This is a genomic window from Microbacterium schleiferi, from assembly GCF_015565955.1.
In the GTDB taxonomy this organism is placed as follows: Bacteria; Actinomycetota; Actinomycetes; order Actinomycetales; family Microbacteriaceae; genus Microbacterium; species Microbacterium schleiferi_A.
Genome location: NZ_CP064760.1, coordinates 2,090,965 through 2,110,131 on the forward strand (window position 1 = coordinate 2,090,965; position 19,167 = coordinate 2,110,131).

A 19,167-nucleotide genomic window follows, 5' to 3' on the forward strand; every position below is an offset into this window, starting at 1 on the left:
CGCTCCACCGGTGCGCGCCCAGGCCTGTCGGCGAACCCGCACCGCTCGATAGGATCGGGCGCGGCGAAGGGACCGGCATGACCGAGCAGACCAAAGCACAATCCACCCAGAACAGGCCCGTGCGGGCATCCGACACCACCGCGTGGTGGACCCTCGATACGGATGCCGTCGTGCGCAGCCTCGGGACGGATGCCGCGAACGGCCTGACCTCGGCCGATGCCGCACGGCGTCTGGCCACCGGTGGACCCAACACGATCCCCGCTCCCCCGGCCCCGAGCGCGTGGACGATCGCGCTGCGGATGCTCGCCGACCCCATGAACCTCATGCTCGTTGCGGTCGTGGTGGTGAGCCTGATCATCGCCCAGTTCGCCGTCGGGTTCATCGTCGCCGCCCTCATCGTGCTCAACGTCGTGCTCGGCACGCGGCAAGAACTCGCCGCCCGCGCGAGCGTCGACGGTCTCTCCAAACTCCAGATCCCCCATGTGAAGGTGATCCGCGACGGATCGCTGCGCGAGGTCCCCGCTCCCGAAATCGTGCCCGGTGATCTCGTGCAACTCGAGGCCGGCGATCTCGTTCCGGCAGACGGCCGCATCCTGCGCTCCGCGAACCTGCAGACACAGGAGGCAGCCCTCACCGGCGAGAGCGCACCGGTCGACAAAGACGTCACGACGATCGACGGGCACGACGTCGCTCTCGGCGACCGCGCGAACATGCTGTGGCAGAACACGACGGTCACGCGAGGGACCGCCGCGATGGTCATCACCGGAACCGGGATGTCGACCCAGATGGGTCAGATCGCGGCGATGCTGACCGCCGTCGCTCCCTCGAAGTCGCCGCTGCAGCGCGAACTCGACGGCCTCACGAAGGTGCTCGGCTTCGTCGCGTGGGGTGCCGTGGCGATCATGATCATCTTGGGTCTGCTGCGCGGCGAGACGATCGCGACAGTCCTTCTGGTCGGTATCGCGATGGCTGTGTCCGCGATTCCGTCAGCCCTGCCCACCTTCGTGCAGGGGATGCTCGCGTACGGAGCCCGGCAGCTCGCCGAGCACCGCGCGGTGGTCAAGAACCTCAGCGATGTCGAGACGCTGGGAGCGACATCCGCCATCAACTCCGACAAGACCGGCACGCTCACGCTCAACCAGATGACCGCGACCAAGCTGTATGCGCTCGGTCAGTGGTTCACCGTCGAGGGCGAGGGCTACCGCAAGACCGGGGCACTGCGGCACGCCGCCGGCAAGGATGTTCCCGATTTCACGCCGCTGGCCTACGGCCTGTGCCTGAACTCCGACGCGACGGTCTCGGATGCCGGGGTCGTCGTCGGCGATCCCACCGAGGCCGCCCTCGTCGTGCTGGCCGCGAAGCTGGGCGTCGACGCAGAGGAGAGCCGGCGCGCCTATCCGCGCGAAGCCGAAGTGCCCTTCGACTCCGCCTACAAGTTCATGGTGACCTTCCACCACGCGCCGCTGCAGGGCACCGAGACGTTCCTCGCGACGATGAAGGGCGGGCCGGATGTCGTCATCGACCGGTGCTCGCACGTCGTGACTGCTGACGGTGTCGTGCCGATTGCTGACGCGAAAGACAGCATCCTGGAGGCCAATGCGGAGCTCAGCCGCAACGGCCTGCGGGTCCTCGCGATCGCGGTGCGTGACCTGGCGGGTCAGGAGGCCGCGGCGAAGTCCGATCCGATGAGCCTGGCCGAGGACTTCACCTTCGTGGCGCTCGTCGGCATCATCGACCCCCTGCGGCCCGAGGCGATCGAGGCCGTGCGCATCGCGGGCGAGGCGGGCATCGAGGTGCGCATGATCACCGGCGACCACGCCGTGACCGCCGCCGCCATCGGCGCCCAGCTCGGTCTTGGCCCCGGCGCGATCAGCGGCCCCGAACTGCGCGCGCTCAGCGACGAGGAACTCACGGAACGCCTCCCCGAACTGCACGTGTTCGGCCGGGTCACCCCCGAAGACAAGCTGCGGATCGCCCGGCTCATGCAGGAGCGCGGCGACGTGGTGGCGATGACCGGGGATGCCGTCAACGACGCCGCAGCCCTCAAGCAGGCCGACATCGGCGTTGCGATGGGATCGGGCAGCGAGGTGACGAAGCAGGCCGGCAAGATGATCCTCACCGACGACAACTTCGGCACCCTCGTCGAGGCGATCCGGCTCGGCCGCACGATCTACGACAAGATCGTCAGCTATGTCCGCTACCAGATGGCGACGCTGTTCTCCCTCGTGCTGCTGTTCCTCGTTTCGAGCCTGCTCGACATCAACAACGGCACCCCGATCACGCCGCTCATGGTGCTGTTCCTGAGCTTTTTCATCACCTTCTTCCCCGTCATCGTCATCACCCTCGACCCGAGTCCCACGGGGCTCATGAGCCAGCCTCCGCGCGACACGAAGATCCCGCTCGCGAACGCGCGCTCGATTGGCCAGTGGCTGCTGTACGGCGTCGCGATCTTCGCCGTCGCGCTGGCGGCGATGCTCCTCTCCCCCGGTACCCCGAGTCAGACCGAACCGACGGTTCCCGTCACGATGACCTTCGTCGTGCTGAGTCTCGGGTCGGTGCTCGCGGGCTTCGCGATGCGCCGCGATCCGGGTTCGGGCCTTGCCGCACCGATCACCAACGCTCTGAAGTGGATGTGGATCCCCATCGTGCTCACAGTGCTCTCGGTCGAGCTGGACTTCATGAACGCCCTGCTGATGACGACGCCGCTGGATGCCGCGCAGTGGTGGCTCGCGATCGGACTCGCCCTGATCCCCCGATCGTGGTCGAGGTCGACAAGCTCATCCGCCGCTCACTCAGGTGAGGCCTGTGCGCACCCCGAAAAAGTCGGTGACACCGGTGGTTGCCAGGCTCGTCTCCCAGAGGATCTTCTCCGAGGCGGGATCACGCTCGGGCTCCATCAGCACCGGCGGGCCTGGCTCGCCGCGACCGGCGGGACCGTAGAATTCGCCGGTCTGAGCGGCCGGATCGAAGGAGGCGCGGATGATGCCGAGCGCCCCGTCCTCCACAGAATGCGCGACCTTGAGCGTGCGATTCAGGATGGCGCGGTCGAGCATCCGCGTGCCGCCGGCGCGTCCCGTCTTGGCCTGAAGTCCGGAGTTTGTCGGGCCGGGATGAGCGGTGAGCACCTGGATGCCGCGGGCCTGGTCTTCTGCCGGCATCCGTTCGAGGAGGGCGTAAGAGAACAGCAGGTTCGCGAGCTTGGACTGCTGATAGCGGCGCCACTTTCCGAAGCCGGGGAATCCGTCGCCGCCCAGATGGCCGCCGCGGCGCTCGAGGTACTCGGCCTTCAGTGCGGGACCGCGCCGCGCGCCGCTGGAGTGGCTCACGACACGTGCGCGTCCTCGGGCCTCGGCGCCCCGTTGGAGGACGGGCCACACCAGCGAGGTCAGCAGGAAGTGCGAGAGGTGGTTGGTCTGCATCTGCACATCGCAGCCGTCCGGGGTCGCCTGGTCGGGTAGCCCCATGACGCCCGCGTTGTTGCACAGCACGTCGAGTCCTCCGACGGCGACCGCACGCACCTGCTCCCCCGCGTCCCGCACGCTTTCGAAGCTCTGCAGGTCACACGCGACCGGCACCACGTCGACGCCTCCGTCGCGCAGGCGGTCGGTGGCGGCATCCGCGCGGGCCGAGGGCCGGTTCAGCACGATGACACGCGCGCCGAGCCGACCGGCGGTGCGTGCGTAGACCTCGCCGGTGCCGCTGGTCGAACCGGTGACGGCCACAGTCAGCCCGTCGAGGCGGGGAAGCGTCTCGACGACCTGGTCGTAGTAGCGGGACGGCGGGGGCGGATAGTCGCGAGGGGTCATGAGTGCTCCGAGTCGTCGGTTACTGAGCACTGCTCAGTGCGGGGTGCTGCCATACTACTGAGCAGTGATCAGTTTCACCAGCCCCGGCATGGGCTGAGGCTCATGAGAGAGGAGTTGCCATGTCGGCGAGCACCACCGCCGAGCGTGCGGACGGACGCGAGCGGATCGTCGCCTGTGCGCTCGAACTCCTCCACCGCGACCACCCCGACGACCTCTCGATCCGCGAGGTGAGCCGGCGCGCGGGCGTCTCCTCGGGCACGCCCTACCACCACTTCGGCGACAAGGCCGGGTTGCTCGCCGCGTGCGCGCGCGTGGGATGGGCAGACCTCACCACCCGCATCCGCGCCGTCGACCGCGATGATCCGATCGCTGCGCAGCTGCGGCAGATCGCTCATGCCTACTTCGACTTCGCGCTGGCCAACCCGGGGTGCTACCGCCTCATGATGTCGCGGCTGTTTCATGACGCCGCACGCTTCGGCGACCTCGACACGCTCCGCGCGGAGGCGATGGGCGAGGTCACCAGCAGGATCCCTGTCCCGGATGCCCCACCCGCCGACCCGATCGCGGCCAAGTCGCGCGCCATGGGCCTGTGGTCGATGCTGCACGGATACGCGACCCTGCGCCTGGACGGCGCCGTCACCGGCGAACCCGATCCGGATGCGCAGCTCTCGGCCCTCGCCGATCTCTTCGTGAGGGTCGCTCTCCTGCCACCGCAGGACTGAGCCACTCGCGCGAAACGGTCGCACCGTTGTCGCAGCTCACCGCTGGGGATACAGTCGCGGCATGAGCGGCCTTGTCCCCTACCTGCACTTCGACGGCACCGCGCGGAACGCACTGACCTTCTATCAGTCCGTGTTCGGCGGCGAGCTCGAACTGTTCACGTATGGCGAGTTCTCGCGCACCGACGGACCGAAGGATGCGATCGCGCACGGGTCCCTCTCGGGCCTCGTGACGCTGTTCGCCGCGGATGCCGCGCCCGGCGAAGCATCCGTGTCGATGGCCGGGATGGAGTTCTCATTGCTCGGCACCGCATCGCCCGATGAGCTCACGCGGTGGTTTGCCGCACTCGCCGACGGAGGCACGGTGCTAGATGCACTCCAGCTGCGCCCCTGGGGCGACCACGACGGCATGGTGAAAGACCGCTTCGGCGTTGCCTGGCTGATCGGCTATCAGGGGTAGGGAACTCCCCTGCGCTCACAGCCCGAAGAGAGCCTCGGCATTCGCGTGGGCGAACGCTTCACGCGCCTCATCGTCGGGGAGGTGCGTGAGGAACTCGTCTATCTGCGCGGCCGTAGGCTGCTGAAACGGGTAGTCGGTCGAGAAGAGAATCCGATCCGACGTCGTGACGCTCAGGGCGTGAGCGAGCATCGCCGGATCGAGCATCCCCGAGGCCGTGATCCACACGTTCTGCTGCAGGTACTCCGTGACCGAGCGCTCGAGCTGCGCGGCGCGCGCGATACCGTTCGCGCGCTGATGCCAGAAGAGCAGCAGCTCACCCCAGTGGCCGAGGACCAGGCGCAGGCCCGGATAGCGGTCGAGCACTCCGCGAGCCATCAGGCGCAGTGCCGCCGTGCCCGCCTCGAGGTGCCACCCCCACGCGTAGGTCGCGAGCGCGAGGTCGGCGGATGCGTCGAGTCCGCGATAGACGGCGCCGCGCACGGTCTCAGCCGGGATCTGCGGATGGATGAAGACGGGTTGCCGCATCCGTTCGGCGACAGCCCACACATCGTCGAATCGGGGATCGTCCAGGAGCACGTCACCGACCCGGCCGTAGACCATGACCCCGGCAAGGCCGAGTCCGACCGCGCATTCGAGTTCAGCAGCCGCAGCCGCCGGGTCCGCCAGAGGCAGGGTGGCCATTGCACCGAACCGAGTCGGATGATCACGAACCACGGCAGCCACCGCGTCATTGGCATCCCGGCTCATGGCAACGGCATCCGCGGCGCGAAGGCCCTGCGTGCCGGGCGGAGCCAGAGAGAGGATCTGCATGTCGACGCCCTGAGCCGCCATCACGGCCGCGCGTCCGGCGCCGAGGTCGGCGAGACGTCCCGCGCTATCGCCGTGCTCGTTGAGTGCGAGGCTCTCATCCACGTCTGTCGGCGGGAGGGCCCGCAAGGCCTCGTCAACACGGCCGAGGGTCCAGTGCTCTTCGATGCCGATGAGCTTCACCATGCGAGCGCCTCCCCGTGCTGCGCATCGATCGGATCGACCAGGCGCAGGAGGTGAGGTAATGCTGGCTGGGCCGTTCCGTTCATGGTGCTTCCCTTCCACGGAGAGGCGGTCGCGCGATTCGCTCATCACCTGTTGAGCGATCCTACACCTCACTCAACACATGTAGAGTGAAAAGATGGAACCAGGGTTGACGCGGTCGGAGCGCCGTGCAGCGACAGCAGCGCGGATCCTTGACGCCGCGCAGGCCGAGTTCGGCGCTCATGGCGAGGACGGCGCGACGATCCGCGGCATCGCTCAGCGCGCGGGGGTCGATCCCTCCCTCGTGCTGCAGCACTACGGGTCGAAACAGGCGCTCTTTGCTCTGGCGGTCCGCCCCGCGCCCGATCTGAGCGCAGACGACGTCACCGCCCACCTGGCCGAGGTCATCCAGATCCGACTGAAAGAGCTCTCCCCCGCGACACGCGCCCTCATGCGTTCGATGCTCACGTCTTCCGAAGCGGCTTCCGTGATGCGCGACTATCTGCGCGAGCGCACCGAGAACCTTGCCTCAGCGATGACCGGCGACGATGCGGAACTGCGCGCGGCACTCATGGTCTCGAGCATCCTCGGCGTCACTCTCGCCCGTCACTTCTTCCACCTCGAGCCGCTCGTCGACGCCGACGAGGATGCCGTGGCCGCAGTGGCCGATGCGTGGCTTGCGCCCCTGAGCTGAACCGCCGCGCGCACACGCTGGTAGTCGTCGCCCGGCGCGCCTCCCGATGCCTGCTAGACCGTCATCTCCACGTACGGCGACGCTGTCGTGAAGGGGACGTGTCGCAGGCCCTGCGAGTAATCAACCGTCGCGACGTCGATCGAGTAGAGACGGGGGTCACTCGGCGTGCGGTAGATGTACCGCTTGTCGGAGAGGTTGCTGATGGCTACCCAATCGGTGATCTCCGGAACCCGCCTCCCGTCCGGCAGGCTCTCTTCGATGATGCCCGCGGGGATGTCGAAGGCATTGAGCACGTGCATGGTCTGCAGCTCCGCGCCCTGGGAGTCCACGGGCTGCTCGGAGAGCGCAACGAATGCCGCAGCCCGAACGAAGCGCGACGGCCCGGTGTAGTCCCCCGGCAGGCCCATGAGTCCGCCGCCCTGACCAAACTGCGAGAGGCGCACGCCGAGAACATCCTCACCGGGTGCCACGTCGGGGCTCAGCCCCACGTAGTTGTTCAGGTTCGTCAGGTGCCAATCGAGGTACGGCGCGTTCGTGCCCACCCCTGTCGGGTTGTCGACGACATGGATGCCGTCCGGGTGAAACTCAATCGCCAGCGAACCCTCCTCGCTGTGCATCAGAATGTGCAGAGGAGGCACGAAACCCACCCCGGGATCCCACCCCCACACGCTGATCGACTGGACTGCCTCCTTGACCTCATCAAGGGTTGCGCACGTGCCCAGGAGGAACGTGATGAGATCCTCCTCCGACAGGTCGTTGCCGTCACCAGCGAACTCGGCGTATGTGCAGAACCCATTGGGCATATACAGGCCGTGCGCGGACAGTCCCGCGGTGTTGATGCCGTCGTTGACCAGAAGCGGGTCGCCCAACGCGCAAATCCCGACGATTCCGTGCGTCGTGGTCCAGGTCTTCGACCGCTGCCCGGCCTTGGGAGTCCTGCCCCGCCCTTCCGTCCCCGGCGGAACCACCGCCAGCGACCAATCGATCAGGCCAGGGAACTCCATGCTCCGTCCCACAACCACGGAACCGTCCTTGGCCTGCTTCATTTTGAAGTTCGTGCACATGCGTCGAAACGTAGCAGAGTCGCTGCGGTTCGTCCCCGGTGCGATGTCGTCCGGCTCGTGCTCCACCTCACCGTGCTCGAGTGGCGTCCGAATCGGGCGAAGCCTGCCGGGGCGGCATATCGCCGCGGGAAAGCCACTCTCGGGCGTCGCCGTGATACCTCTCGGCGTCACCGCAGGGCGTTGCGGCTGGTGGCGGTGGCCTGTAGCGCGACACCGTCGGGCACGAAGAGGCTGAACACCGGCGGGTGCCACTGCCCCGCAACCGTCACGCGCGCAGAGACTCCGTCGGGGGTGGATGCCGAGACCAGGTTCGCGTCGGCATCCGACTGCGCCAGCAGCGCGCTCGCCTGGGCGTACACATCGCCCGACGACAGTTCGGCGCGCGGCGCACCGGCCGTAATGGTGAGGGTGAATCCGTCGGCGCCGGCGAGCGCGGCGGCATCGGCAACACTGTCGAGCCGCTTCTGCGCGAGGTAGAGGCTCGTCGCATCCACCGTCACGAGGATCAGCACGATCGCGAGCATCGCGTACCCGAGAACGAGCGGCAGGATGCTGCCCTCGTCGTCGCTCCCGACCTCCGTTGCCCGGCGAAGCCGTCTCCGTAGCGCCGTCATCCCCCGCTCCAGAACCTCGACACCCGCTGCACCGCGCTTGCCTCGACCGGGACTGTCGCGATCTGATCGAGTCCCAGTACCGGCGGCGAGAGGGGCAACGAGACCCGCGTCGCGACGGAGACCCGGACGGTTGCCCCCGCGGTCGGGCATGAGCCCGACGCGGGGACACACGAGATCGACAACGCTGTCGTGGACGCATCCAGGTCGTACTCGCGCATCACCGCGGACAGCACGTCGGATGCGCTCGACCGGGCGGATGCCGCATCCGTCGACAGCGAGATGGCTCGGGCGACGTGACGCGCGGCGGCTTCGGCGCCGAGCGCCTGGTGTTGTATCTGCCCGAGCGCGACGACGACGTAGATGAGGGGCACGAGCATGAGAAGCCCGACCGTGAGGAACTCCAGCGACGCCGAGCCTCGCTCCTCGCGGATCACTCGGGCAATACGGGTCCGCAGAGTACAGTCAGCGATCGAACGACTCCAGCGGAGCATGCGCGGTCACCTCCGTCTGCAGACCGCTCGGCCACAGTCCGACCAGCGGGATGCCGGTCCGCACTGTGACCTCAACGACCGATTGCCCGTCGATCGCGATCACGCGTGTTCCCACATCAGCGCCGTACTCGGGCCCGATCGCGCGCGTGATGACCTCGCGCGTACGATCGGCCGCCGACGCGGTCGAGGTGTCGGCGAGAGCACCGTGATAGGCACCTTCGACCGCCGCGTCGTGCACGACGTTTCGCACGTAGGTTGCGACGCCGAGCTGGATGACGCCGAGGGTGAGGGCCGTGAGCAGGGCGGCGACCATGACGAACTCGACCGGAGCAGAGCCCCGATCCTCATCCCAGACGCCACGGTCACTCACAACGAGCAGCCTCAGAAGCCCGACACGCGCGCGATCGCCTGTTCGAACAGGCCCGAGAGCGCGGGCCCCGCGAGCGCCCAGATCAACACCACCAGCCCAGCCGTCATCAGCGTGATCAACACCCAGCCAGGTACATCACCGACCTGGTCGTCGGCGAATTCTCGGAAGTAGGAACGGACTCTTTCAATCATGCATCGAGCCTGCACCGGCCAATCGATGGTCAGTTGAAGTTATCCACAGGTCAGAGGCGATTTTTTGCACACGGCAGCTACCTCTTCGTCACTCATCCAGCGAACCGACCAAGCGCCTACCGCGACGCCTTCCACCGAGAGCCTCGGGTCCGCCAAGTCGAGGTCGTCGATCTCATCCCAGCCGTCGGCATCCAGCCTCAGGACTCCTCTGTCGTCGAGCGACCAGTGCTTCTCCTCAACGACCAGTTCAGGAGCTACCCGACGGATACGACCAAGGAAGCGCCCTCGCTCCCAGGTGAATCCCGGCCCGCTTACGACGACCTTGAACTGGACGTAGCCGGAGTCGCGAGAGCCATCCGAGAGCGCGAGCCATCGCCCATCCAGCCACTGCACGTCGTCGGGATACACAGGTAGATTTTGCCAGCCACGATTCCATCGATGGACAGGTGGGTCAGGCGTCATATGTGGATTGCAATGAGCACCCATCCGGGAACATCGCCGCGATCTTCCCGCAGAGCGGCGGCCACGCCGGCATCCTCAAGATCGATCCCCTCGCGCGGCGCGATTGCTTCGCGCAGGCGGTCCAGCATCCGTCTCATCGTCATCATCTCCTTCGGTTTCGGTCTTCTCTTGTGGTGGGCACTTATCCGAGGTCGAGCATCACGACGCCCGGGAAGATCGCGAACAGCACGCTCACGGGCAGGATCAGGAACACGAGCGGCACGAGCATTGCGATCTCCTTGCGCCCGGCCTGCTCGATGAGCTCCCGCTGTTCACCCGCCCGCGCGTCAGCGGCGTGGGCGTGCAGCACATCCGCGAGTGGCGTGCCCCGCTCCACCGCCGCCACGAGTTGATCGATAGCGCGGGAGAGCGCGGGGCTGTCTTCCCGACGCGCGAACGAGAGCAGGGCATCCGTGAGCGCCGATCCGGTGCCGACCTCGACGACGACCTCCCGGATGCCGGCGGCAAGCTCACCGGTTCCGCGGCTGCCCACGCGCCGCAGCGCATCCAGCAGCCCCTCCCCCGCAGACAAGCAGAGAGCAAGGAACTCCAAGACGACCGGCAGCTCTTCCTGCAGGCGACGTTCCCGTGCCCGCTCACCGGAACGTCGCAGAGACTGCTCTCCCACCGCCGCGGCGGCAGCAGCGACAAGCGGCAGGGCGAGGAGAGCCGGATGCGGTCCCTGCGTCAGAGCAACGACCGTCGCCAGCGCTGCTCCCCCGCCGGCTCCCAGCAGTGCCCACACGACAGCGCGCGAACGGTGCCAGGAACTCCGGACACGTGCCAGCCCCTCGGCCGCGGCATCCCAGGCCGGGGCTGCAGCGCCCAGAACGGGGACCGTGATTGCGCTGAACGCGCGAGCGGGATCGCCGTCAGTGACATCGCGCAGATACGGGGCGAGGCGGGCAGTCAGGCCACGGGCGCGCCAGCGCGGCGACGCGGAGAACACGAGGAGCAGGCCTCCGGCCAGTCCTCCCCCGAGAACGACAGCGAGCGCGATGTCGGTGGGGTTCACGCAAACCACCTCCGCGGCTCGGGAAGCCTACCCACGCGGAGCATGAGGCGAAACGCGACCACCGTCACAACCGCTCCGCCCAGGATCAGTGCGATCCCCTGCGGCGAGCCGTACGCGGCAGCAGCTTCCGGCCGAAGCGCCAGCAGCCCGAGGATCACCCACGGGGCGACGGCGCCGAGAACTGCGGCCGCGCGAATCCACGACTGGCGTGCTTCGACCTCGGCCCGCAAGGTGGCGTCGGCGCGCACCGCCGACCCCAGAGCGCGCAGCGTTGGAACCAGTTCCGTGCCGCCGACCTCGCGCGCCATCCGCAGCGTCTCGACGATGCGGTCGGCAATCGGATCGGCCAGTCGGGTCTTGAGCCCAGCGAGTGCAGCATCCAGATGACCGGAGGCCGCGACATCCCGCGCGAAACGGGCGAAGTCGGGTCGCAGGCGCTCCGGGCCCGAGACGGCAAGACTCGCGACGGCATCCGCGAGCGACATCCCGGCCCGAACCGACGAGACCAGCAGGTCGCACACGTCGGGCCAGAGGCCACGGCGCTCTTTCGCGCGCCGCCGTGCCCGAGACTGCAGCCACGCAATCGGGGCGTATGCCCCGACGAGACCAGCGAGACTCCACAGCGGCAGCACGGGGAAAATCAGCCACGCCAGCGCTGCGGCAACCGCACCACCAAAGGCCGCGCAGACCACGACGGTGCGTGCAGTCGCGCGCTCGGCGAACCCTGCCTCACCGATCAGTCGGGTCAGCGCCGAGGTCGTCGCAGGCGATGACGTGTCGCGCCGGGCAGGCCACAGCCACGGCGAGAGAACAAGCAGCATCCCTGCGCCGAGCATCGCCCCGACGAGCAGCGTCATCGGTCGTGACTCCTCGTCAGGGGCTGCGATGCGCGCCGAATGGCCGGACGGGTCTGGATGACGCCGTCTTCGACCCCCGTCGGCTCAACGATCTCGGCAATCCGCCGTCTACCTGTCGCATCGCGCTGACAGTGCACAACGAGGTCGACGGATGCCGCAACGGCCGGAACCACGAAACTGCTGTCGATATTGCGACCGGCCAGCAACGGCAGGGAGCAGAGCTTGCGGAGCGCGTCGGTCGCGGAGTTCGCGTGAATCGTTGCGGCGCCGGGCACCCCCGTGTTGAGTGCCAGGACGAGATCGAGGGCCTCTGCGTCGCGGACCTCTCCGATGACAAGCCGATCTGGTCGCATCCGCAGCGCCTCCTTCGCCAGGCGACGCAGCGTGACCTCCCCTCCCCCTTCGAGGCTCGGCTGGCGCCCCTGCAACGCGACCAGATCGACAGCTTCCACAGCGAGCTCGAATGTCTCCTCGACGGTGACGATGCGCTGCGACGGCGCGCACGCGGCGATGAGCGCTCCGAGCAGCGTCGTCTTGCCGGCGTGCGTAGCGCCCGACACGAGGATGCTTCTGCCGTCGCGCATCGCGATCGCGAGCAGATCGGCCTCAGCAGCCCCGACACTCCCCGCACGGACCAGATCGTCGAGCGACCGGTAGCGCGGGAGGAACTTGCGGATGTTCACGACCCAGTGCCGCCGCGTGATGTCGGGAATCACGACGTGTAAGCGACTTCCGTCGGGAAGCGAAGCATCCACGAACGGCTGACTCAGATCGACGCGGCGACCCGTCGCGTGCAGCATCCGTTCGACGAGGTCCCGCACCGCGGTATCGGTCAGCGCGAGTGGAACCCGTGATGCGACCCCGGCTCGGGCGATGAAGATGCGGTCGGGAGCGTTGATCCACAGTTCCTCGACCTCGGGATCGTCGAGGTAGGCCTGCAGCGGCCCGAATCCCGAGAGCTGGGCGAGGATGTCACGGACGTGAAGGGCCTCGTCATCGAGGGTTCGCTCGCCGCGCGCCAGCGCAAAGTCGTTGTGCCGGCGCACCTCAGACCTCGCGATCTGGCTCGCCCGATCCGGGTCGCGCTGCGGGTCGATTTGCGCCGCCCGGAGCGACTCACGGACCCGCGCGACGACCGAGACGGTCGGGTCGGCGGACGAGGTAAGGGTCACCCGTGCATCCTGACAAGGCCGCGCGCCTCGCCGCGGGAGTTATCCACAGCGAGGCGTCAGTCCCCTCAGCCTGCGGGCGGGAGACTGGGTCAGACAGCCGCGCGCGGTGCGCCGAGCGCCCTCAGCGCGTAGAGGATCGTCGCGACGTCGACGAGCTCCTGGGTGAGGGCGCCTGCGACAGCCGGGATCACGCCCGTCATGGCAACCAGCATCAGGGCGATGCTCAGCCCGATACCCACACCGATCGCGGTCAGCGCGACCCGAAGGGTGTGACGGGCGATCGCGACGGCGTCGGCGACCGGAGCGAGGGCATCCAACAGGATGACGACATCCGCCGCGTCCCCGGCAGCTGTCGCCCCCCGTGCGCCCATGGCGACCCCGATATCGGATGCCGCGAGCACCGGCGCGTCGTTGACCCCGTCGCCGACCATCATCATCGGGCGGGGCTGCAGACCCGCGGCCAACTCGACCTTGTCGCCGGGCAGCAGCTCGGCGTGCACCTCATCAATCCCCACCGCTGCGGCAACCGACTGCGCAGTCGCGCTCACGTCACCCGTGAACATCGCGACCCGGCTCACGCCCGTCTCCCGCAGCCAGGAGACGACGCCCGCCGCGTCGGGTCTCGGGTCGTCGGCGAGGATGATCGTTCCCGCAAACCGTCGATCGACAGCGACATAGGCCGCGGCCTGGCCCGTCTCCAGACGCTCCTGGGCGGCAGTTCCCGTCAGCGCTGCGACATAGGCGGGCTTTCCGACAGTGATGGAGCGGCCCTGCACCGAGGCGCTCACGCCGTTGGTAGCTTCCTCGAAGGCATCCGTGGCGGGCAGAAGACTGAGCCCGCGCTCGACGGCGGCGCGACGCACGCTGTCTGCCAGCACGTGGGTGGAGTACTGCTCGGCGGATGCCGCCAATTGCAGCACCTCGTCGGCGGTGAAACCCGTCGCCGGCCGCACGTCGACCAAAGCGGGGCGTCCCCAGGTCAGCGTGCCGGTCTTGTCGAACGCCGCGGAGCGCACCCGAGCGAGTTGCTCGATGACCGCGCCGCTCTTGATGATCACTCCCGCCTTGGCCGCCCGCGACAGTCCCGCCAGGAACGCGACGGGTGCGGCGATCAGCAGCGGACACGGGGTCGCCAGCACCAGCACTTCGGCAAAGCGCACCGGGTCGCCCGAGAGAGCCCAGGCCGTGCCCGCCAGCACGAGCGAGACCGCCGTGAAGGGCACCGCGAACCGGTCGGCCAGGCGAACGACGGGTGCCCGGGAGTCTTCCGCAGCGTGGACGAGCGCGACGATCTGCTGGTATTGGCTGTCGGCGCTCCGCCGCGCCGCTCGCACCCGCACGGCCCGCGATCCATTGATCGCCCCCGAGAGCACCTCGTCGCCTTCGCCACGCTGCACCGGAAGGCTCTCACCCGTCAGCGACGATTCGTCGAACTCCGCGTCTGCGCTCAGCAGCACGGCATCCACGGGCACGATCTCGGCGGGACGCACGAGCAGGATGTCACCGACGGTCACTTCGTCGACGGGAACGTCTGTCATGACCTCGCCGCCGCCGAGCTGCCCGTCCGTGACCACGTGCGCCGTCTGTGGTGACCGATCCAGAAGCGCGCGAAGATCCCGGCGCGCACGTCTGCCGGCAATGTCCTCGAGCGCGGCGCCGCCGGCGAGCATCAGCACGATGACGAGCGCCGCGAGGTACTCCCCGACAGCAAGCGTGGCGATCATCGCCGTGACCGCGAGCACGTCGAGCCCGACGTGACCGCGCAGCACGTCGCGCACCATGCCCACGAGAGTCCAAACGATGACGCCCGCGACCCAGATCGTCGCCACCCAGCGCGCCGGGTCGGGCAACCCGGACGCTTCCAGCACCCCGACGGTGAGAAGGATCAGCGCGGTAGCCGTGACCAGCGGATACGCCCAGATCCAGCGCAGATACCTCATGAGGACCTCCTGCGCGCCACGGGTTCGCCCGCCATCGCCGTGCTGGCTGCGCGCCGCATCCGTGTCGGCATCACGAGCCTAGGAGGGCACACCGCTGCACACCAGGGCAACTGGTCCCTCCGCTGCGCCGTCCAACGAGGAGCACCCCGCGGAGGATAGCGATGGCCCCGGCCGGCGCGCTACCGCTGTCGCCGAGACCGCAGCCGTTGCACAATGGCACGAGAACGAACGCGCGCGGGCACGAGGGGATGGACAGCATGACGATCAAGACACCGAGCCAAGTGGCACGCAAGACCGGCACCGGAATCGTCGGCGGACTGGTCGGGGGCGTCATCCGTGCTGCGTGGGCGGGACTGGCGTTCTGGGACCTCTATCTGCGCCCCGACAACAAGATCAACGGCAAGAAGCCGCTGTGGGCGTTCGTGATCCTGCTCGGCGGAATCGGGCCGCTCATCTACTTCTTCTTCGCACCGAAACGCTGATCGCCGCGCCGCCGGCGACAGCCATCACCGTCGTTTCAGCCGCGACCAGGCGTCGAAGCCGACAGCGAGCAGGATGATGGCTCCCAGCGCAATTCCCTGGAACAGCGGATCGATCCTCAGCAGCGTGAAGCCGTTGTAGAGCATCGCAATGAACAGGATGCCCAGCACCGTCCGCCACACCGCCCCTTCCCCGCCGAGGATGGACGTGCCGCCGACGACGATGCCCGCCAGCACGGTGAAGGTCAGCGTCGTCGCGATCGCGTCGTTCTCAGGAACAGACGGGGTGCGAGCCAGATCGATCACACCGGCGAGGCCGGCACCGAGACCGGTGAGGGCGAAGGTGGCGATCCGCACGAGGTTGACCCGGATGCCCGCCAGCCGCGCCGCCTCCGCATTGCCACCCGCGGCATAGACATACCGGCCGAACGTCGTGCGCCACAGCACAATGCCCAGGGCCACGACGACGACCAGGGCGATCCAGATCGGCAGCGACATCCCGAGCGGCTCGGTCTTGGCGATCCAGGTGAACTCCGGCACATCGACGCGGATCTGTCCGATCCCCTCCTTGCCCGCCTGCGAGACGAGCTTGGTCGCACCCAGGATGATGAAGCTCATCGCCAGGGTTGCGATCAAGGGGTTGATGCGCAGATACGTGCTGATCACGCCGTTGATGATGCCGACCGCGAGTCCCGAGAGCACCCCCGCGAGGATGCCGAGCACGGCTCCCTCGGTTCCGCCCACCTTGATGATCACGGTGCCGCACACCACGGCGGTGAACATGTAGGTGGCTCCGACCGAGAGATCGATGCCGCCGGCGATGAGCACGAGCGTGCTGGCTGCGGCAATGATCAGGATGCCGGACTGACGGTCGAGGACGTTCCCGATGTTCTGGAACGACAAGAACGCGGGGCTGCCGATGGAGAGGGCGATGAAGACCGCGAGGAAGGGAACGACGATCGCCACCGACCGCCACGGTATGCGCGACAGGGCGCTTTGCTGGGCTTGGGTGGGCACGGTGCCGGTGGTCAGTGTCATTGTTTCCCACTCGTGATCGGATCCGCGAAAGCCGCGGTGAGGACGTTTTGTTCGGTGCGGTCCGTGCCGGTGAGTTCGGCGACGATCCGACCGCTGCGGATGACGAGGATGCGGTGTGCGAGCCCGAGCACTTCTTCGACATCCGACGACACGACGATCACGCCGATGCCGCGTGCGGCCTCCGCGACGATGAGGTCGTAGATCGCGCGGCGCGAGCCGACATCCACGCCCCGTGTGGGCTCGTCGGCGATCAGGACCTTCCGGGGGCGCTGCAGCGCTCGGGCAAACAGCACCTTCTGCTGATTGCCACCCGACAGGCTCGAGACGTTGCGGCGGTCATCACCGGCGACGGTGACCTGGTCGAGCATCGCCCGGGCATCCTGTCTCTCGGCGCGCGTGCGTACCCAGCCACCGCGCGCAAACGCGGCAAGGTTCGACAGGGTGACGTTCTCTCGAATCGGTCGGCCGAGCACGAGCCCCTGCTCTTTACGGGACTCGGGGATGAGGAACAGGCCGGCCTGCAGGGCAGCGGGCACCGACTGCCCCACCGCCGCGCCTTTCCCGGTCTGTCCGGCGCCGGGCTCGAGGATCTCGACCGTGCCGCCGTGGCGCCCCGCGGCACCGAAGATCGCGTGCACGATCTCGCTGCGCCCGGCACCGACAAGGCCCGCCAGGCCCACGATCTCGCCGGGCCGCACCGAGAACGAGACCCCGCGCACTCCCGGCGCGACCAGGTCAGAGACAGTCAGCACCGGTTCGATATCGGTCGGCGCCGGTGACTGTTCGGGGAACACCGCGCCCAGGGTCCGGCCGAGCATCGCCTCGATGAGGCTTGCCTCGGTTTCGTCCGCCGCAGGCGCCGTGCGAATCAGGCGACCGTCGCGAAGAACCGTGATCTCGTCGGCCAGATCGAGTACCTCGCCGAGGAAGTGCGAGATGAGTACAACCGTGTGACCGGATGCCGCCAACTGCCTCACCACGGTGTGCAGGAGGTCGGCGTCAGCGCCCGAGAGGGCAGCCGTGGGCTCATCCATGATGATCACCGACGCGCCCCGAGCCAGGGCACGCAGGATCTCGACCTTCTGCTGGTCGGCGGTGCGCAACGCACCGACGGGCACGTCCGGGGGCAGCCCGAATCCGGTGCGTTCGCTCAACGCTCGGTACTCGGCGGCCAGGCGCTTGCGCCCGATGAATCCGACGCGCTGCGGCTCGCGCCCGAGGAAGACGTTCTCGGCCACCGACAGGGCCGGCACGAGAGCGAGTTCCTGGGCGATCGTCGCGATCCCGCGGTCCAATGCCTCCCGTGGCGATCCGAAGTGCACGCCTTCGCCGTTGACCAGAACCTCGCCGTCATCCGCGCTGTACAGACCCGCGATGATCTTGGCGAGCGTGGACTTGCCCGCACCGTTCTCGCCGACCAGGGCGTGTACGGTCCCGGGACGGATCGTGAGGTCGATGTGGCGGAGGACGGGCAGTCCGCCGAAGGACTTGCCGACGTCCCGCAGCTCGACGGTGAGCTGCGGGACGCCGGCGTCAGCCGGTTGGTGCGGCATGGATCAACCAGGCCACTCGCCAGTGAACTGGGTGACGGTGTCGGGCGTCATGACCCCGTTGTTGGGGAAGTCGGCGAAGGGATCGACATCTCCCATGTCTGTGCCGTCTCGGAGGGCCGCGATCATCGCTTCCATCCCGAGGCGACCCGTTGTCGCGGGAGCCATGATCACGTCGGAGTACACCATGCCGTCCGAAATCGCGTCGAGCGCCCATTGCGAGCCGCCGTAGCCGACCAGCAGGTAGTCACCGACTGCAGCTCCCGAGTCTCCGATCGCCAGAACGGCACCCTGCAACCCCTGGTCCGAGGTGACGATCGCATCGATGTCCGGGTTGGCCGTCAGGATGTCGGCGACCGCGGTCTGTGCCGCTGCCGGGTTCCAGAACGTCTCTCCCTCGGCAACGACCGTGACGGGTGTTCCCGCCGTCGCCTCGCTGAAGGCATCCCACAGGGCGATGCTCACGCTCGAGGTCTTCAGGTCGTGCAAATAGGCGACGTTGCACGGGTCGAGGTTCATCGAGGCGCACGCCTCGACGGTCTGCTCGCCGAGCTTCTGACCGAGGATGGTCGGAACGAAGACGATGTTCGATGCCAAGCCCGGCAACTGCGTGGCACCGGAGGTGAAGTCCTCACCGAGGATCTGGTCGATGTTGACCACCGTGAGACCGGCATCCATGGCCTCGGCCACCACGTCCATGATCGCCGGCCCGTAGATCGGCTGGACGATCATGCCGTCGTAGTCGCCGGAGGCGATGACATCTTCGATCAGCGTTGCCTGCGTCGCGGGGTCGAGGTTTCCGTCGAACACGGTGATCTCGGCGTTGTTGGCGGCGGCGACCTCCTCTGCGGCTGCCAACATCGGCTCGTCGTAGGTGTTGGCGACGGCGAACGAGATGTACGCGATCTGCAAGGTCTCGTCAGTGGGCGCCGACGACTCGCCGGAGCCGGACGTGTCGGTGGTCCCCGACGAACAGGCCGCCAAGGCGAGGGCGGCAACGGCAATCCCCGCCCCGGCGAGAACTCCCCTGCGCCGTGGGGATGCTGTGCTGAATGGCATGACTTCTCCTTTGAAATCTGGTGCGCGGACGAACTGCCATCGCGACCTTCTCGCGAAAGCCGGCCTGGACAGTGTTCAGTGCTGGCGTACACTCTGCCGTGTCGTGGCACTTAACGCAAGCATGGAGATCGCGAGC

At 67.9% G+C, this 19,167-nt stretch carries 20 protein-coding genes and 1 pseudogene; 5 read left to right on the top strand and 16 right to left on the bottom strand.

The window, feature by feature from the left end:
- Positions 1-77 precede the first annotated feature (77 nt).
- Complete coding sequence (locus IT882_RS10100; protein WP_229382052.1) at positions 78-3,458, top strand: cation-translocating P-type ATPase; 3,381 nt, start codon at positions 78-80, stop codon at positions 3,456-3,458.
- Here IT882_RS10100 and IT882_RS17375 read toward each other — a convergent pair.
- A pseudogene (locus tag IT882_RS17375) lies at positions 3,363-3,806 on the bottom strand (SDR family NAD(P)-dependent oxidoreductase); the annotation flags it as partial. The gene IT882_RS10100 and the pseudogene IT882_RS17375 sit on opposite strands and share 96 nt — an antisense overlap.
- 119 nt (positions 3,807-3,925) lie before the next feature.
- Between IT882_RS17375 and IT882_RS10110 the strand changes: the two are divergent.
- Positions 3,926-4,528, top strand: a complete 603-nt coding sequence (locus tag IT882_RS10110) for a TetR/AcrR family transcriptional regulator (protein WP_195691755.1) — start codon at positions 3,926-3,928, stop codon at positions 4,526-4,528.
- Positions 4,529-4,589: 61 nt separating this feature from the next.
- Positions 4,590-4,985, top strand: coding sequence for a VOC family protein (locus IT882_RS10115; RefSeq protein ID WP_195691756.1), 396 nt, complete (start codon positions 4,590-4,592; stop codon positions 4,983-4,985).
- A 15-nt stretch (positions 4,986-5,000) separates the two neighbouring features.
- Here IT882_RS10115 and IT882_RS10120 read toward each other — a convergent pair whose 3' ends face one another.
- Positions 5,001-5,978: an amidohydrolase family protein gene (locus IT882_RS10120; RefSeq protein WP_229382053.1), complete on the bottom strand. Its 978-nt coding sequence runs from the start codon at positions 5,976-5,978 to the stop codon at positions 5,001-5,003.
- Positions 5,979-6,153: 175 nt separating this feature from the next.
- Here IT882_RS10120 and IT882_RS10125 point away from each other — a divergent pair, with 175 nt between their 5' ends.
- Positions 6,154-6,690 carry a TetR/AcrR family transcriptional regulator gene (locus tag IT882_RS10125; RefSeq protein ID WP_195691757.1) on the top strand — a complete coding sequence of 179 codons (537 nt, stop codon included), beginning with the start codon at positions 6,154-6,156 and terminating at the stop codon, positions 6,688-6,690.
- A 53-nt stretch (positions 6,691-6,743) separates the two neighbouring features.
- On the opposite strand, the gene IT882_RS10130 is transcribed toward IT882_RS10125, so the two are convergent.
- From IT882_RS10130 to IT882_RS10180, 11 genes are all read right to left on the bottom strand, one after another.
- The gene (locus IT882_RS10130; RefSeq protein WP_195691758.1) at positions 6,744-7,754 is read right to left on the bottom strand and encodes a linear amide C-N hydrolase; all 1,011 of its coding nucleotides are present in this window, start codon (positions 7,752-7,754) and stop codon (positions 6,744-6,746) included.
- Positions 7,755-7,921: 167 nt separating this feature from the next.
- Positions 7,922-8,368: a pilus assembly protein TadG-related protein gene (locus IT882_RS10135; protein WP_195691759.1), complete on the bottom strand. Its 447-nt coding sequence runs from the start codon at positions 8,366-8,368 to the stop codon at positions 7,922-7,924.
- A complete protein-coding gene (locus IT882_RS10140; protein WP_229382054.1) occupies positions 8,365-8,802 on the bottom strand; it encodes a TadE family protein in 438 nt (145 codons plus the stop codon). The genes IT882_RS10135 and IT882_RS10140 overlap by 4 nt, the downstream gene beginning before the upstream one ends.
- Before the next feature lie 28 nt (positions 8,803-8,830).
- Positions 8,831-9,229: a TadE/TadG family type IV pilus assembly protein gene (locus IT882_RS10145; protein WP_229382055.1), complete on the bottom strand. Its 399-nt coding sequence runs from the start codon at positions 9,227-9,229 to the stop codon at positions 8,831-8,833.
- A gap of 11 nt (positions 9,230-9,240) precedes the next feature.
- Positions 9,241-9,420: a hypothetical protein gene (locus tag IT882_RS10150; protein ID WP_195691760.1), complete on the bottom strand. Its 180-nt coding sequence runs from the start codon at positions 9,418-9,420 to the stop codon at positions 9,241-9,243.
- A 39-nt stretch (positions 9,421-9,459) separates the two neighbouring features.
- Positions 9,460-9,828: a hypothetical protein gene (locus IT882_RS10155; RefSeq protein WP_195691761.1), complete on the bottom strand. Its 369-nt coding sequence runs from the start codon at positions 9,826-9,828 to the stop codon at positions 9,460-9,462.
- 50 nt (positions 9,829-9,878) lie between these two features.
- Positions 9,879-10,028 carry a hypothetical protein gene (locus IT882_RS10160; RefSeq protein ID WP_195691762.1) on the bottom strand — a complete coding sequence of 50 codons (150 nt, stop codon included), beginning with the start codon at positions 10,026-10,028 and terminating at the stop codon, positions 9,879-9,881.
- 35 nt (positions 10,029-10,063) lie between these two features.
- Entirely contained in the window at positions 10,064-10,936 is an 873-nt protein-coding gene (locus IT882_RS10165; protein ID WP_195691763.1) for a type II secretion system F family protein, read from the bottom strand.
- A complete protein-coding gene (locus IT882_RS10170) occupies positions 10,933-11,793 on the bottom strand; it encodes a type II secretion system F family protein (RefSeq protein ID WP_195691764.1) in 861 nt (286 codons plus the stop codon). Before IT882_RS10170 ends, IT882_RS10165 begins: the two co-directional genes overlap by 4 nt.
- The gene (locus IT882_RS10175) at positions 11,790-12,965 is read right to left on the bottom strand and encodes a CpaF family protein (RefSeq protein ID WP_195691765.1); all 1,176 of its coding nucleotides are present in this window, start codon (positions 12,963-12,965) and stop codon (positions 11,790-11,792) included. Before IT882_RS10175 ends, IT882_RS10170 begins: the two co-directional genes overlap by 4 nt.
- Before the next feature lie 89 nt (positions 12,966-13,054).
- Positions 13,055-14,905, bottom strand: a complete 1,851-nt coding sequence (locus tag IT882_RS10180) for a heavy metal translocating P-type ATPase (RefSeq protein WP_195691766.1) — start codon at positions 14,903-14,905, stop codon at positions 13,055-13,057.
- 257 nt (positions 14,906-15,162) lie between these two features.
- Here IT882_RS10180 and IT882_RS10185 point away from each other — a divergent pair, with 257 nt between their 5' ends.
- Positions 15,163-15,387, top strand: a complete 225-nt coding sequence (locus tag IT882_RS10185; RefSeq protein ID WP_195691767.1) for a PLDc N-terminal domain-containing protein — start codon at positions 15,163-15,165, stop codon at positions 15,385-15,387.
- Between the two features lie 24 nt (positions 15,388-15,411).
- Here IT882_RS10185 and IT882_RS10190 read toward each other — a convergent pair whose 3' ends face one another.
- From IT882_RS10190 to IT882_RS10200, 3 genes are read right to left on the bottom strand one after another with little or no spacing between them, the layout of a single operon-like run.
- The gene (locus tag IT882_RS10190) at positions 15,412-16,422 is read right to left on the bottom strand and encodes an ABC transporter permease (protein WP_195691768.1); all 1,011 of its coding nucleotides are present in this window, start codon (positions 16,420-16,422) and stop codon (positions 15,412-15,414) included.
- Complete coding sequence (locus tag IT882_RS10195) at positions 16,419-17,975, bottom strand: sugar ABC transporter ATP-binding protein (protein WP_195691769.1); 1,557 nt, start codon at positions 17,973-17,975, stop codon at positions 16,419-16,421. The genes IT882_RS10190 and IT882_RS10195 overlap by 4 nt, the downstream gene beginning before the upstream one ends.
- 3 nt (positions 17,976-17,978) lie before the next feature.
- Positions 17,979-19,031, bottom strand: coding sequence for a sugar ABC transporter substrate-binding protein (locus tag IT882_RS10200; RefSeq protein WP_195691770.1), 1,053 nt, complete (start codon positions 19,029-19,031; stop codon positions 17,979-17,981).
- Positions 19,032-19,167 lie beyond the last annotated feature (136 nt).